This window comes from Niveispirillum fermenti (genome assembly GCF_052474395.1).
On record NZ_CP156679.1, the window covers coordinates 1,269,197 to 1,282,725 of the forward strand.

Genomic DNA, 13,529 nt, shown 5'->3' on the forward strand with positions numbered 1-13,529 from the left:
CCCTTCGCCCACCCGTCGGATGGAGGGAAGGACCGGGGGAGCGCCCAGGTCAGGCGGCTGGCGGAAACGGGCAGGCCGGCGGCCTCACCCCTCCCAAGCCAGCACCCGGATCGGCGTGGGATCGAAGCCGTTGCAGGGGTTGTTCACCTGCGGACAGTTGGAAATGACACAGAGCAGGTCCTGGTGAGCCACCAGTTCCACATAGTCCCCGGCCGACGAGACGCCGTCGGCGATGGCCAGCGTCCCGTCGGCATCGATGGGAACGTTCATGAAGAAATTGATGTTGGGCACGATATCGCGCTTGCCCATACCGTGACGGGTCACGGCAATGAGGAAGTTTTCCCGGCAAGCATGCATATACTTGGTATGATGCCCGAACCGGACGGTATTGCTTTCGCAGGAACAGGCACCGGCCGACGTGTCGTGGCGCCCGCAGGTGTCGGCGATGATGGTGGCCAGTATCGTGCCCCGGTTGGAATAAAGCGCCGATCCCGGCCCGATATAGGGCGTGCCCTGGGCCAGCACCGTATCCTGGGCGCTGTAGCGCTCGGCATAGTCGGCCAGGGAATAGAACAGGGTGTCGACGGCCTGGCAGCCCTCGCTGTCCACGATGCGCAGCACCTGCCCCTTGCGCACGACACCCGACCAGGGATGCTCGGCAGGTACGATCTGGTCCAGGATGGCATCGGCCGGATCGCGATCCGACAGGACGGGGGTGAAATCGCTGTTACCGGTCATGGCTGTCCCTCTCCCGCTCAGGCCGACAGGAAGGCATCGGTATTGACGAAACCCCGCACGGCCTCTGCCGTCGCCATGCGGCAGAGGTCATCGTCGCCGGCCGGTGCCGCTTCATGGATGACCAGTTCGACAGGAAGGGGCGTGACCGGTTGCGCCAACGGATGCGGCGTGTTGGAAACAGCCAGGATCAGGTCCATCTCGGCGCGCAGCGATACGAAGTCATCCTTTTGCACCGCATCGGCATCGAAGGTAAATCTTCCGTCACCGGTGACGGATGTGGGTGCGAAGAAGGTGATGCAGGGGGGGATGTCGCGCTGGGTCAGGCCGTGCTTGCCCGCAGCCAGCACGAAATTGTCCCGCGCGTTGCGTATGCCGCTGTCGGGACCATAGGTGCGAGCGACGCTGGCCGGATTGGACCCGCCGACCACGCTGTCATGCCGGCCGCAGCTATCCTCCACGATGGAGAGCAGCACCCGTCCCATGTCGGAAAACAGCACCCTTCCCTTGCGCATCTCCGCCGTCCACTGGATCTTGATCGTGTCGGCATGGTTGAAGCGTTCCGACGTGTCGGCCAGGTTCCAGGCCAGCAGCGATACGCCCGGCGTGGCGCCCGGGTTGGTGATGCGCAGCACCCGGCCCCGGCGGATGATGCCGGTCCAGTACCAGCCGCCCGGCAGGGTCTCCCGCAGATGGATGGCAGCGGCATCGGGCAGCGGCAGGTCGCGCGGGCTGGGCGGGGGCAGCACCAGCGGGGCGCGGCCGGCGGCGGCGGATTTCAGTTCCAGGTAACGGGCACGGTTGGCCGCGATCTGTTCGGGTGTCTGGCGGGGCATGTCCGCTCCCTCTCACGCTGCGTCGGCCGGGTCGTCCCGGTCTGGTTGCCCTTCGCTTGCGGCCAGGTCGTCCCGGCGGGGCGGTTCGGGGTCTTGGGCCAGGTCCGGCCGGCCGGCGATGCGGCGGGGCCAGACCTCGATATCGTTGGTGATGCCGGCACCGTAGCGCAGCCGTTCCTCCGGCAGGTTGCGGCGGCGATCGAAGGCGATGACCCGGGTACCCAGGTGGAAGGCTTCCGACAGGTCATGGGTGACCATGACCACCGTCATCGGATGCTCATGCCAGAGCTGGCGCATCAGTTTGTGAACCTCGGCGCGGATGCCGGGGTCCAGCGCGCCGAACGGCTCGTCCAGCAGCAGCACCTTGGGTTTGGCGATCAGGGCCTGGGCCAGCGCCAGCCGCTGCTGCATGCCGCCGGAAAGCTGGGCCGGATACTTGTCCAGCGCGTGGGACAGACCCACCGCCGCCAGCAGGGCCACGGCCTCTTCCCGCGCCCGGACCCGGGCCCGGCCGAACAGGCGGCCCAGCAGGCCGCCGGCCTTCAATTCCGCCCCCAACAGCACATTGCCCAGCACCGTCAGGTGCGGGAACACCGAATAGCGCTGGAACACCACGCCCCGATCGGGCCCGGGCTCGGGCGATACGGGCCGGCCGTCGATCAGGATCTCCCCCTTCGTCGCGGTTTCCTGCGACAGGAGCATGCGCAGGAAGGTAGTCTTGCCGCAGCCCGACGGACCAACCAGCGCCACAAAGGAACGGGGCGCTATCTCCAGGCTGATCCGTTCCAGGACCACCTGCTCACCATATTCCTTCCAGACATCGCGGACGCTGATGGCGGTCATGCGGCTGCCCTCGCATCCTGAAACCAGGGGAAGGCGCGGCGCTGCAGGACACGCAGGCCCAGATCCATCAGGAAACAGAGCAGCGTGATCCAGGCGACATAGGGCAGGATGACGTCCATGGCCAGATAGCGGCGCACCAGGAAGATGCGATAGCCCAGCCCCGCCTCGCTGGCGATGGCCTCGGCAGAGATCAGGAACAGCCAGGCCGGCCCCAGGTTCAACCGCACGCTGTCGATCAGGCGCGGCACTATCTGCGGCAGGACAACACGGATGGCAACGGTCCAGCTATTGGCCCCCAGGGTCTGGGCCTTGATCAGTTGCTGACGCGGCAGGTCATCGATCTTCAGCATCATGTCGCGGATCAGGCAGGGCATCACGCCGATGACGATCAGCGTCACCTTCGACGCCTCCCCCAGCCCGACAACGATGAACAGGATGGGCAGCACGGCCAGCGGCGGCACCATGGACAGGACCGTCACGAAGGGCGACAGGGCGGCCCGGACATGCGGCAGCAGCCCCGCCGCCATCCCCACCAGCAGCCCGCCCGCAGAGGCGATGGCGATGCCGGAAAGCAGACGCAGCAGCGAGGTCCCCGTATCCAGCCACAGCAGGATGTCGCCGGTGCGGCGGTCGGGCGTAAAGGCCATGCGGTCGATGGCATCGGCGAAGGCGGCCAGGCCCGGCAACAGCTTGTCGGACGGGTTTTCGGCCAGCCTTACCGCCGATCCGAACGCATAGGCCACCAGCACGGCCACGAAGGGCAATGCCGCCAGCAGCATCCAGCTTGCACGGTCGGGCCTTCGGTTGATCAGGCGCATGGGGCAACTCCCTTGCACGCCCCCGCCACCGACCCGGCGACAGGCCGGAACCGGTGGATCAGGAACGCCTTGGGCGGGTTTGCGTCGTCAAACACCGCGGAGAGAGGGGGTTCACACCCCTGGAAACCCGGCATCGGCCGGTGTGGCACGGGCAAGCGGTCAAAGCGTCCCGTCGGCAGCGGCAGCCATATAGGTGTCGGTGAAGCGGAACTTCACGAACCTGTCGCTGCCATAGAGGGACCCGTCGGGGAACTGGATGCCGATGGCCTCCGCCGATGGCGCACCATTGCCCAGCAGACCATGGTCGAACAGGAAGCCGGCCACCTTGCGCATGGTCGATTTCGGCTCCGCCCCCCGCACGAAGGCCAGCGCCTCCGCCGGCTTGTAGAACATGCGGGTGGCCTCCAGCTGCGCCTCGTAACCCTTCTGGTCGGTGCCCGATGCCTTGCCCATGGCGGCACGTGCGGCCGCACCGGCCGGGGTCTGGGCCGACATGATGGCCATCGTTTCGTACCAGATGCCGGCCAGCGCCTTGCCGAAAGCCGGATTGTCGTTCAGCACGCCGGTATTGACGACGGTCAGGTCCATGATCTCGCCCGGAATGCGGCTGCTGTCGAACACCTTGCGGGCATCCGGCTGGGCCATGATCTCCGCCACCAGGGGGTTCCAGGTGACGACCGCCGTGACCTGCGGCGTGGACCAGGCGGCCACCATGTCGGCATCGGAGGTGGAGACGACGGACACATGCTCCCGCTCCGTCAGGCCGGCACTTTCCAGCGCGCGGGCCAGCAGATAGTGGGACACGGAAAATTCCACAAGGTTGACCTTCCGGCCCTTGATGCTGGCCAGATCCTCCCCGCCCTTCAGGATCACGGCATCATTGCCGTTGGAGAAGTCACCCACGATCACGGCCGTGGTGTCCACACCGCCGGCGGCGGGAATGGACAATGCATCCATATTGGTCAGGGTGACAGCGTCGAAACCGCCGGCCGTGTACTGGTTGATGCTTTCCACGTAATCGTTGAACTGCACCACATCGATGGTGATGCCGTACTTGTCGGCCCATTTCTTCACGATGCCGTTCTCGTCGGCATATTGCCAGGGCATCCAGCCGACATAGATCGACCAGGCCAGCTTGAAATCCTTCTTCGGCGCGGCAAGGGCCGGTGCGGACAAGAGCGAGGCGGCAATCAGCCCGGCGGTCAATTTTCCAAGGAAGCGGCGCGTCTTCATCATCCAACCCCTTATGGTTCCAAACCGGTTTGGGGGGTTGGCGGAGACCGAACGGGGGCGCCAACCCTCCTCGATCTCCCGGGCTTTTATCCCGCCGTGTACCCGGCCGGGCCAGCAGGCTGGCGGTGCCGGGCGGCAGCTCTCGGACCAGTCACCGCCCCCATAACGGGCACGGCCGGAACCCTAGCCACCATGCTTGTTGTATCAGCAAGCACCGTGCCAGCCCGAAGCGGCCTGTTCCCCCGCCCACGGCCGCGCCAATGCCCAGCTTTCAGGCATTCGGGTCAGGCAATGCGCCCAATTCGCGGGCACCCTCTGTTGCAATGCGGGACAGTTGACAGCAACCCCGCTTTGCGTCATTGCCACGCCGTTGCAAGCCCCTTCCGGAGCGTCACCCCGTGCTTGAACGTTTCATCGAACGCACCCTTTACGCCAGCCGCTGGCTGCTGGTGCCGATGTATCTCTGCCTGGCCGTCGTGCTGATCGCGTTCACGCTGCGCTTCGTCATGGAGCTGTGGCACCTGTTCGACTATGCGCTGTTCGGGGAAAGCGAGGCGGACCTGATCCTCGCCGCGCTGGCCCTGGTCGACCTGACCCTGGTGGGCAGCCTCGTCGTCATGGTGATGATCAGCGGGTACGAGAATTTCGTGTCGCGTATCGAACTGGGCGAGAATGACGAGAAACTGTCATGGCTGGGCAAGCTGGACAGCGGCACGCTGAAGGTCAAGGTCGCGGCCTCCATCGTCGCCATCTCCTCCATCCATCTGCTCAAAAGCTTCATGGATGCGGACAAGGTCACCAATGACAAGCTGATGTGGCTGGTCATCATCCATCTGACCTTCGTGGCTTCCGCCTTCCTCATGGGCCTGCTGGACAAGATGACCAACGGCAAGCCCAAGCCCTGACGGGGAAGCGGGACAGCCGGCCGGGTCGGGATCAAGATAATCCTCCCCCATCGCATACATTTTTACTAAAATGCCCAAACTCAAGTGAATGCGGGTTTCGCGTCGGGGGGGCGCTACATGGTTTTGCGGATGGCGGTCGGGGCGCTGATCATGACCCTGGCCATCCTTTGGGTGCCACCGGGTATGGCCGGTGATGCGCCGCTGATTTTCGCCTATGGTGACCATAACGAGGCGCCGTTCGCCATCGTCCGGGAGGAAAGGCTGGAAGGCGGCTTCCTGCTGGAATTGGGGAACGAACTGGCGGCCCGGCTGTCGCGGACCCCGGTCTACCGTTTCGTGCCGCGCAACCGCATCCAGGGCGAGTTGCAGGCGGGCACGGTGGATGCCTATTGCCTGGCCGCGCCCGAATTCTACCCGGAGCTTCCGGCCGACCATTTCTCCCGTCCCCTGTTTCAGGATCAGGATATCATCGTCATGGCCCGGCATATCCAGGGGCCGCCTGTTCTGGACAGCCTGCGCGGTGCCCAGCTTGGCACCGTGCTGGGCTACCGGTATCCGCCCGCCGTGGAGGAGCGGTTCCGCACGGGCGAGTTGCGGCGGGTCGATGCACGCAATGCCGAAACCAACATGCGCAAGCTGGCCGGCGGACGGCTGGACGCCATCATCCTCCCCCGCCTGGGCTGGACCCATGCCCTGGCAGGGGAACCATCCCTGGCCAGCCATGCGCGATCCGACGTCATCACGGTGGCCACCCGGCAGCGCTCCTGCCTGATCAGCCCCGCCAGCGCCCTGGCCGTTCAGGACCTGAACGACGCCATCCTGTCGATGATGTCCGACGGGCGGCTGGATATGCTGCTGGCCACCTGGGGTCTGCGTGCCGGGCTTGCACAAGGGGGCGGCACCCGGCAGGAGGCACGGGCCGGCCGATGACAGCCTTCAGCATTGATCAGAACCGACGGTCCTGATCAATACTGCCCGCATGCCCGGGCGCCGCAAGCCGCGGGATGGCGGCGCCCGGCGCTTCGTGGTGCCGAAAACCTTGACCATCGGTCAAGATTTTCGGCCGCTGCTATCAGTCCAGCAGGCCGTCGATATCCGTCATCAGCCGCCGCCGCCGCTGCACCACGGGAACGGCGGGCTCCTCCGTAGCAGCGGGCGGCGGGCTTTCCAACAATGCCTGTACCGCAGTCCGCACCTCTTCCCTTCGGGAAGCGGGAACCCAGAATTCCAGCCTGACGAGCCCGGCCGCCTTGCGGCGGGCCCGGGCCCGGATCTGCCTTATCGCGTCGCTCATAAGCCTCGTCCTTCGCTTGGCCGCCAGATTAGTCAAGCCGGCGGTTGCTGGGAATAGCGGTGGGCGACCATCACCCATACCGGGGGCGCACCCCCAGGTTGCGAGATCAATCCATGACCGGCGCATGCCCCTGCCCGCCTTCGTTCCGCGCAGGGCGCAGCAGCAGGACAAGGGGGATTGCACACAGGGTAACGATCATCATCATCTTGAAATCATTCAGATAGGCGATCATTGCCGCCTGCTGGTTGACCATCTGGTCCATCGCCGCCAGCGCCGGCGGGGCGGCCTGCCCCATCTGTACCAGGCGGGCATCGATGGCGGGATTGAACGGCGAGATATGGGCCGCCAGTTCCGCATGGTTGACCTGGGTGAAATGCGCCAGGGCGGAGATCACGACGGATACCCCCAGACTGTTGCCCAGGTTGCGGACCAGACTGAACAGGCTGGCCGCATCCACCCGGTCGGCCGGTGCCAGGGTGGCGAATGCGATGGCGCTGAGCGGCACGAAGACCAGCCCAAGGCCCAGGCCCTGCACAAGCCCGCTGACAATGATCGGCGTGCTGTCCATGACAATGGTGAATTGCGTCATCATGTGCAGCGACCAGGCCGTGAGCAACAGCCCGACCAGAATCAGCAGGCGGGCATCGACGCGATGCACCAGCCGCCCCACCAGCAGCATGGAGATCACCACCCCCAGGCCGCGCGGCGCCATGACCATGCCCGTGGTGATGGTGGGATAACCCATCAGTCTTTGCAGCATGGGCGGCATCAGCGCCATGGCGGCCAGCACGATGACCCCGACCACGAAGATCACGATCAGGCCGGCCACCAGATTGCGGTCCCGGAATAATCTCGGTTCCAGAAAGGGCTGGCGCGCCGTCAGCATATGCACGCCGAAACCCCAGAAGGCGGAAATGGAAATCCCCAGCTCGATCCAGATTTCCGGCGATGCGAACCAGTCGAGCTGCTCGCCCCGGTCCAGCATGAGCTGCAGGGACCCGACAGCGATGGACAGCAGGCCGAAACCCACGAAATCGAACCCGCGCCGCCGCGTGGCCGACGCCGGCATCCAGGCGAGGATGCCCAGGAACGCCAGGATGCCCACGGGCACGTTGATGTAGAAGACCCAGCGCCAGTTGAAGCTTTCCGTCAGCCAGCCGCCCAGAGTGGGGCCGATCACGGGGCCGATCATGATGCCGGCCCCCCACATGGCCATGGCCTGGCCGTGGCGTTCCTTGGGATTGATGTTCAACAGGACCGTCTGCGACAGCGGCACAAGGGCCGCGCCGAAAACCCCCTGCAGCAGGCGCCAGACAACCATCTCCGTCAGGCTGCCGGCCGTGCCACACAGCATGGAGGCGACGGTGAAGCCGGCTACGGACACCAGGAAAAGCGGCTTGAGCCCGATCCGGTCGGCCAGCCAGCCGGTCACCGGCGTCATGATGGCCGAGGCCACGATATAGGATGTCAGCACCCAGGTGATGCTGTCCTGGGCCGCACCCAGGCTGCCCTGCATGCTGGGCAGAGCGACGTTCGCGATGGTCGTGTCCAGCACCTGCATGACCGTCGCCAGCATGATGGCAATGGTCAGCAATCCTCGCCGGACAGGGGCCGCCGCTTCTTCTACGGCTGCCATGATGTCACCGTTCCGTCGCCTGGGCCGCGCGGAAGCCGGGCAGGCCGCGCGCCTGACCCGTATCGATCTCCACCGTGGCGGACAGGCCGGCCCGCAGGGGGACACGATCCCCGTCGGCAAGCAACAGGCGCACGGGCACGCGCTGCACGACCTTCACCCAGTTGCCCGTCGCGTTCTGGGCCGGCAGGATGGAGAATTCCGACCCCGTTCCGGCCCCGATGCTGGCGACATGCGCCGTCAGCGTGCGGCCGGGATAGGCATCCAGCACCACGGTGGCCGTCTGGCCGGCGGTCATGTGGGTCAGGTCGGTTTCCTTGACATTGGCCTCGATATAGGTGGCCTGCGTCTCCACGATCGACAGCATGGCCAGGCCCGGCAGGGCGAACTGCCCGACGCGCAGCCGGTCGGTCTGGCTGGCAATGCCATCCGACGGCGCGCGGACGGCGGTGCGCTCCAGGTCCAGGGCGGCGCGATCGCGGGTGGCGAGCGCCTGCATCACCATCGGATGGCTGTCCGTGGCGATATCGGGATTGCCGCCCAGCGCGGCCAGGGCCGCGGCAACACCCTGCTTGGTCTTTGCCACTTCCTGTTCGGCCGCCCGCAATTCGTTGCGGGACTGGTCCAGCCGCGCCTGGGCGGCGTAGCCGCTCTGCGCCAGGCGGGACTGCCGGTCGAAGTCGCGGCGGCGATAATCCAGGTCCTGCTCGGCCGCAGCCAGTTCGGCGCGCTGTTGTGACAGGTTGGCGCGCATGCGCTCCACCTCCAGCCGGGCGCTGGCAATGGCGGCGTCGGCCTGGGCCAGCGCAATGCGATAAGGCTGGGGATCGACCTCGAACAGCAGGTCGCCGCGCCTGACCGGCATGCTTTCCCCGACATGCACCGCCACGATCAGGCCCTGCACCTCTGGCCCCACGGCCACCTTGTCCTGCTTCACATAGGCATTGTCGGTGTTCACATAGCGGCCGCCCGTCACCCAGACATAGCCGCCGGCGGCGGCCAGCACCAGCGGCAGGGCCAGCCCCAGAAGCAGGCGCCGGCGCAGCGGGGGCACGGGCTTCGTTTCTTCCATCTCACTCATGATGATCACCTTTCCCGGCACCCTGGCCGGTCTGATCGTCCGGCTGGGCGGTGCGGTCGGACAGGTTCGCCCGTATCTTGGACAGGATGCGGACCAGTTCGGCTCGCTCCGCCGGGCTGATGCCCGCCAGCGCTTCCTCGTAAATCTCGTCGACGACAAGGCGCATGGGCACCAGCGCCTCTCGCGCCTTGTCGGTCAGGTATAAAAGCCGGGCACGCCGGTCGGTCGGGTCCGGCTTGCGCTCCACCCAGCCGCCGTCACCCATGCGGTCCAGCAGGCGGGTCAGCGTGATGGGCTCCACCTCCAGCACTTCCGCCAGTTCGGCCTGCTTGACCCCCTCCTGCTTGGAAATCTTGAAGATGGCGTGCCATTGCGCCCGCGTGCTGCCCGTGAAGCGCAGCCGCTGGTCGAAGCGTCGGCGCAACAGGCGGGCCGTGTCGGCCAGCGCGGCGCCAAAGGCGGGGATGGGTTCGATGTCGCTCATAACTCCACATATTATAAGCATGACTACTATAAGCAATGTCATATCAGCCGGGGCAGCCATGCCACAAAAGCCAGTCGTTGCTTGCCAGGGGAGCGGCCAGCGCGTATTCCTGCCCCTTTGATATCTCTGGAAGTGGTGGAACCGGTGCGTCTGTCCCTTGCCCCCTGGCGGTTGATGCTGCTGGCAGCCCTTGTGCTGCTGGCCGCCGCCATGGGCGACAGCGCCCTGGGCCGGGCCATGGCGGCCGCCGCTCGCGGGCCCGCCTCCGGCTGCGAGCCGGGTCCGCTTGATTGCGGTGTGCAGGTGTCGGCGCCGGCACAGATGGCGCTGGTGCAGGGCTCCTATCGCCCCGATGGCAAGCCGGCGCCCTTCCCCCAGGGCCCGGTGCCGGTGGCCCTGCCGCCGGCCGGCCCCTGGCTGACCGTCCCCGGCACGGACAGGCAGGACCTGTCCTGCCCGGCCGACGGCCCGGTCCGCCCGACACAGGGGCTCTGCGGCCAGCCGCGCGGCCCGCCGTCGGACGCCTGACCCTCCATCCGTCTTCTTGACCCCGTTCAATGATCAAAGCCGGCGTGACCGACGCCGGTTTCTCCGCGATCGGACCTGCCTATGCTTAATTTCTCCAAGGCCCGGACGACGATCATCCTGTTGATCTGTTTTCTGGGCGTGCTGGTGTCGATCCCCAGCCTGATCGGCTCGCACAATATCCCTTCCTGGATGCCGGCGCGTCACTTCAATCTCGGCCTGGATCTCCAGGGCGGCTCCTACCTGCTGCTGGAGGTGGATGCCGAGGCCGTGAAGCGCGAACGGCTGGACAATGCCACAGACGAAGCCCGCGGCCTGATGCGCAGCGCGGAGGTGCGCACGACGGGCGTGGCCGTGGATGGCGATGGCATCATCGTGCGTCTGGCCGATCAGGCCGATGCCGCGCGTGCCACCGAGGCGTTGCGTCCCATGACGCAGGGCGCCCTGCCCGGCGAGGTTGGCGATTTCTCCATCGTGCCTGAAACCGGACGGCTGCGTCTGGCCTTCAGCCAGCAGGCCCTGGCCAACCGCGTCAGCAAGGCCGTGGACCAGTCGCTGGAGATCGTCCGCCGTCGTATCGACGAGACCGGCGTGAACGAGCCGATGGTAGCCCGCCAGGGCGCCTCCCGCGTGCTGGTTCAGTTGCCCGGGGTGACCGATCCCGGCCGTATCAAGCGCCTGCTGGGCCAGACGGCGAAGATGACCTTCCATCTGGTCGGCGATCCGTCCATTGCGCCGGGCAGCGCCGCCCCACCGGGATTTGAGTGGATGATGAATGCCGACCGGGGTGCCGGCGGCAGCCAGATCCTGGTGCGCAAGCGCGTCGAGGTGGATGGCGCGACCCTGACCGATGCCCAGCCCAGCGCGGACCCGCAGACGGGCCGCTGGGTGGTGTCCTTCAGCTTCGACAGCATCGGTGCCCGCCGCTTCGGTGAGATCACCCGCGCCAATGTCGGCCGGCCCTTCGCCATCGTGCTGGACGGGCGCATCATCTCCGCCCCCGTGATCAACGAGCCCATCATGGGTGGCCGCGGGCAGATCAGCGGCAATTTCACGGCCCAGACGGCCAATGAACTGGCCGTGCTGCTGCGTGCCGGCGCCCTGCCCGCCCCGCTGACGGTGGTGGAGGAACGGTCCATCGGCCCGGAACTGGGTGCCGACAGCATCAAGGCCGGCCTGATTTCCTGCCTTGTCGGCGTCGTGCTGGTCTTCGGCTATATGTGGATGACCTACGGCTTCTTCGGCCTGATCGCCAATGCGGCGCTGATCTTCAACCTGTTCCTGACACTGGCCTGTCTGGCCATGCTGGAAGCTACGCTGACCCTGCCCGGCATCGCCGGCGTCGTCCTGACGCTGGGCATGTCGGTGGATGCCAACATCCTGATCAACGAGCGTATCCGCGAGGAATTGCGCAAAGGCAGGACCGCCCTGTCGGCGCTGGAGGCCGGCTATACCAAGGCCATGGGCACCATCATCGACAGCAACCTGACCACGCTGATCAAGATGGTTCTGCTCTATATTGTCGGCACGGGCTCGGTGAAGGGCTTCGCTGTCACCACGTCGCTGGGCATCATCACCTCGATGTTCACGGCCACGCTGGTGGCCCGCCTGCTGACGGCCATCTGGTTCCGTCGCAAGCGGCGCCGGGAACTGCCGGTCAAGGGGCCGTTCAGTCTCAAGACCTATGGCTGGAACGTGAACTTCATGAAGGGCCGGCATGCCGGCCTGATCGTTTCGGTGATCCTGTCCGCCCTGTCGGTGGCGCTGTTCTTCAAGCCCGGCCTGAATTACGGCATCGACTTCGCCGGCGGCATCGTGATGGAGGTGCGGACCCCCGAGCCGACCGATTTCCCCCGCCTGCGTCAGGTGATGGAAGGGGTGGATGTCGGCCCCGTGTCGCTTCAGGCCTTCGGGTCCGACCGCGACGTGATCTTGCGCATGGAGCGGCAGGAAGGGGCTGAGAGCAATCAGGAAGCCGCCATTAAGGCCGTGACCACCGCGCTGGAGCAGAATTTCCCCGGCACGGAGGTCCGACGTGTGGAGGCGGTGGGCGCCTCGGTTTCCGCCGAGCTGTTCACGAACGGCATGATCGCCCTGGGGCTGGCGGCCATCGCCATGCTGTTCTACATCACCATCCGGTTCGAATGGCAATTCGGCATCGGGGCGGTGATCACGATGTTGCTGGATACCACCAAGACCATCGGCTTCTACTCGCTGACGGGGATGCAGTTCAACCTGACGGCCATTGCCGCCATGCTGACCATCATGGGCTTCTCCATCAACGACAAGGTCGTGGTCTATGACCGCGTGCGCGAAAACCTGCGGCTTTACCGCAAGATGCCGCTGCGCGAACTGATCAACCGGTCGATCAACGAGACCATGACCCGCACCATCAACACCAGCATCGCCATTTTCCTGTCGATCATCCCGCTGGCACTCTACGGCGGTGAGGCTTTGCGGGAATTTGCCTGGGCGCTGCTGTTCGGTGTGGTTCTGGCCACGTCCTCCTCGATCTTCATCGCGGCCCCCATCCTGCTCTATCTGGGCGAGAACAGGCTGCGCAAAACCATGGATGCGGACGACCCGCCCGCCGACGAGCCACAGGCGGACGGCGAGGCCACCAGCAAGGCCTGACAGAGAAAACCCCGGCACCCTGTGGTGCCGGGGTTTTTTCATGGGCCGCGGGGACCAGTGGGGGGGGCGCTCGTCAATCCCGGTCGACCTTCAGCACCTCCCCGGTACGGGCATCGACATCAAGCTCCACGCGACGGCCGTCGGCGTTGGTGGCCTTCACCTCTACCAGCTTGTCGCTCTTGCGTTCAAAGCCCTGTGCATCGCGATAGCCCTGGGCTGCCACCTTGTCCAGCAGTTCGGCCATGGGCAGCGGCGGCTGGCCGGCCGCCCCGATGGCGGGACCCGGCGCCGCGGGGACGGCACCGGTCGTTCCCTGGGCCAGGGCATAGGCACCGGTGCCCAGGGTGGTGGTCAGAAGGGCGGCGGCAAGGATACGGGGGAAGAACATCAGGTCGCTCCTGTCTTGTTGGATCAAGGATGACTGCATCCTGACAGGTGGGGCCTGAACCCGGCATGAACAGGGCCGGGAAAAGAAAAACGGCCGGGAAATGGCCCCGGCCGCTTTCAG

General features: G+C 66.0%; 14 protein-coding genes and 1 riboswitch. Of the genes, 4 read left to right on the plus strand and 10 right to left on the minus strand.

The window, feature by feature from the left end:
- Positions 1–84: 84 nt before the first annotated feature.
- The 5 genes from ABC728_RS09745 to ABC728_RS09765 form a co-directional block, all read right to left on the minus strand.
- Positions 85–738 carry an urea amidolyase associated protein UAAP2 gene (locus tag ABC728_RS09745; RefSeq protein WP_416620319.1) on the minus strand — a complete coding sequence of 218 codons (654 nt, stop codon included), beginning with the start codon at positions 736–738 and terminating at the stop codon, positions 85–87.
- A 17-nt stretch (positions 739–755) separates the two neighbouring features.
- Complete coding sequence (locus ABC728_RS09750) at positions 756–1,571, minus strand: urea amidolyase associated protein UAAP1 (protein WP_416620320.1); 816 nt, start codon at positions 1,569–1,571, stop codon at positions 756–758.
- Positions 1,572–1,583: 12 nt separating this feature from the next.
- Entirely contained in the window at positions 1,584–2,414 is an 831-nt protein-coding gene (locus tag ABC728_RS09755; RefSeq protein ID WP_416620321.1) for an ABC transporter ATP-binding protein, read from the minus strand.
- Positions 2,411–3,232: an ABC transporter permease gene (locus tag ABC728_RS09760; protein ID WP_416620322.1), complete on the minus strand. Its 822-nt coding sequence runs from the start codon at positions 3,230–3,232 to the stop codon at positions 2,411–2,413. Before ABC728_RS09760 ends, ABC728_RS09755 begins: the two co-directional genes overlap by 4 nt.
- A 159-nt stretch (positions 3,233–3,391) precedes the next feature.
- Entirely contained in the window at positions 3,392–4,468 is a 1,077-nt protein-coding gene (locus ABC728_RS09765) for a putative urea ABC transporter substrate-binding protein (protein WP_416620323.1), read from the minus strand.
- Between the two features lie 70 nt (positions 4,469–4,538).
- A riboswitch (guanidine-I (ykkC/yxkD leader) is annotated at positions 4,539–4,663 on the minus strand.
- A 257-nt stretch (positions 4,664–4,920) separates the two neighbouring features.
- On the opposite strand from ABC728_RS09765, the gene ABC728_RS09770 reads away from it, so the two are divergent.
- Positions 4,921–5,370, plus strand: a complete 450-nt coding sequence (locus ABC728_RS09770; RefSeq protein ID WP_445376408.1) for a TIGR00645 family protein — start codon at positions 4,921–4,923, stop codon at positions 5,368–5,370.
- Positions 5,371–5,487: 117 nt separating this feature from the next.
- Positions 5,488–6,300: a substrate-binding periplasmic protein gene (locus ABC728_RS09775; RefSeq protein ID WP_416620325.1), complete on the plus strand. Its 813-nt coding sequence runs from the start codon at positions 5,488–5,490 to the stop codon at positions 6,298–6,300.
- A 142-nt stretch (positions 6,301–6,442) separates the two neighbouring features.
- Here ABC728_RS09775 and ABC728_RS09780 read toward each other — a convergent pair whose 3' ends face one another.
- The 4 genes from ABC728_RS09780 to ABC728_RS09795 all read right to left on the minus strand — a co-directional run bounded on the left by ABC728_RS09780 (position 6,443) and on the right by ABC728_RS09795 (position 9,862).
- Entirely contained in the window at positions 6,443–6,664 is a 222-nt protein-coding gene (locus ABC728_RS09780) for a hypothetical protein (protein WP_416620326.1), read from the minus strand.
- Positions 6,665–6,770: 106 nt separating this feature from the next.
- Positions 6,771–8,300 (minus strand): DHA2 family efflux MFS transporter permease subunit, encoded by a 1,530-nt coding sequence (locus tag ABC728_RS09785; protein WP_416620327.1) that lies wholly within the window; start codon positions 8,298–8,300, stop codon positions 6,771–6,773.
- A 4-nt stretch (positions 8,301–8,304) separates the two neighbouring features.
- Entirely contained in the window at positions 8,305–9,378 is a 1,074-nt protein-coding gene (locus ABC728_RS09790; RefSeq protein ID WP_416620328.1) for an HlyD family secretion protein, read from the minus strand.
- Positions 9,371–9,862, minus strand: a complete 492-nt coding sequence (locus tag ABC728_RS09795) for a MarR family winged helix-turn-helix transcriptional regulator (protein WP_416620329.1) — start codon at positions 9,860–9,862, stop codon at positions 9,371–9,373. The genes ABC728_RS09790 and ABC728_RS09795 overlap by 8 nt, the downstream gene beginning before the upstream one ends.
- 144 nt (positions 9,863–10,006) lie before the next feature.
- Between ABC728_RS09795 and ABC728_RS09800 the strand changes: the two genes are divergently transcribed.
- Both ABC728_RS09800 and secD read left to right on the plus strand, forming a co-directional pair.
- Positions 10,007–10,390 (plus strand): hypothetical protein, encoded by a 384-nt coding sequence (locus ABC728_RS09800; RefSeq protein WP_416620330.1) that lies wholly within the window; start codon positions 10,007–10,009, stop codon positions 10,388–10,390.
- An 81-nt stretch (positions 10,391–10,471) separates the two neighbouring features.
- Positions 10,472–13,021: a protein translocase subunit SecD gene (gene secD, locus ABC728_RS09805; RefSeq protein ID WP_416620331.1), complete on the plus strand. Its 2,550-nt coding sequence runs from the start codon at positions 10,472–10,474 to the stop codon at positions 13,019–13,021.
- A 73-nt stretch (positions 13,022–13,094) separates the two neighbouring features.
- Here the strand turns inward: secD and ABC728_RS09810 are convergent, their stop codons facing one another.
- The gene (locus ABC728_RS09810) at positions 13,095–13,409 is read right to left on the minus strand and encodes a PepSY domain-containing protein (RefSeq protein WP_416620332.1); all 315 of its coding nucleotides are present in this window, start codon (positions 13,407–13,409) and stop codon (positions 13,095–13,097) included.
- Between the last annotated feature and the right edge of the window lie 120 nt (positions 13,410–13,529).

Bases quoted from the DNA above. Each gene is read 5' to 3' on its own strand.
- ABC728_RS09750 (WP_416620320.1), bottom strand. From the start codon at position 1,571: ATGCCCCGCCAGACACCCGAACAGATCGCGGCCAACCGTGCCCGTTAC.
- secD (WP_416620331.1), top strand. From the start codon at position 10,472: ATGCTTAATTTCTCCAAGGCCCGGACGACGATCATCCTGTTGATCTGT.
- ABC728_RS09795 (WP_416620329.1), bottom strand. From the start codon at position 9,862: ATGAGCGACATCGAACCCATCCCCGCCTTTGGCGCCGCGCTGGCCGAC.
- ABC728_RS09785 (WP_416620327.1), bottom strand. From the start codon at position 8,300: ATGGCAGCCGTAGAAGAAGCGGCGGCCCCTGTCCGGCGAGGATTGCTG.
- ABC728_RS09755 (WP_416620321.1), bottom strand. From the start codon at position 2,414: ATGACCGCCATCAGCGTCCGCGATGTCTGGAAGGAATATGGTGAGCAG.
- ABC728_RS09745 (WP_416620319.1), bottom strand. From the start codon at position 738: ATGACCGGTAACAGCGATTTCACCCCCGTCCTGTCGGATCGCGATCCG.
- ABC728_RS09770 (WP_445376408.1), top strand. From the start codon at position 4,921: ATGTATCTCTGCCTGGCCGTCGTGCTGATCGCGTTCACGCTGCGCTTC.
- ABC728_RS09810 (WP_416620332.1), bottom strand. From the start codon at position 13,409: ATGTTCTTCCCCCGTATCCTTGCCGCCGCCCTTCTGACCACCACCCTG.
- ABC728_RS09790 (WP_416620328.1), bottom strand. From the start codon at position 9,378: ATGAGTGAGATGGAAGAAACGAAGCCCGTGCCCCCGCTGCGCCGGCGC.
- ABC728_RS09775 (WP_416620325.1), top strand. From the start codon at position 5,488: ATGGTTTTGCGGATGGCGGTCGGGGCGCTGATCATGACCCTGGCCATC.
- ABC728_RS09760 (WP_416620322.1), bottom strand. From the start codon at position 3,232: ATGCGCCTGATCAACCGAAGGCCCGACCGTGCAAGCTGGATGCTGCTG.
- ABC728_RS09780 (WP_416620326.1), bottom strand. From the start codon at position 6,664: ATGAGCGACGCGATAAGGCAGATCCGGGCCCGGGCCCGCCGCAAGGCG.
- ABC728_RS09765 (WP_416620323.1), bottom strand. From the start codon at position 4,468: ATGATGAAGACGCGCCGCTTCCTTGGAAAATTGACCGCCGGGCTGATT.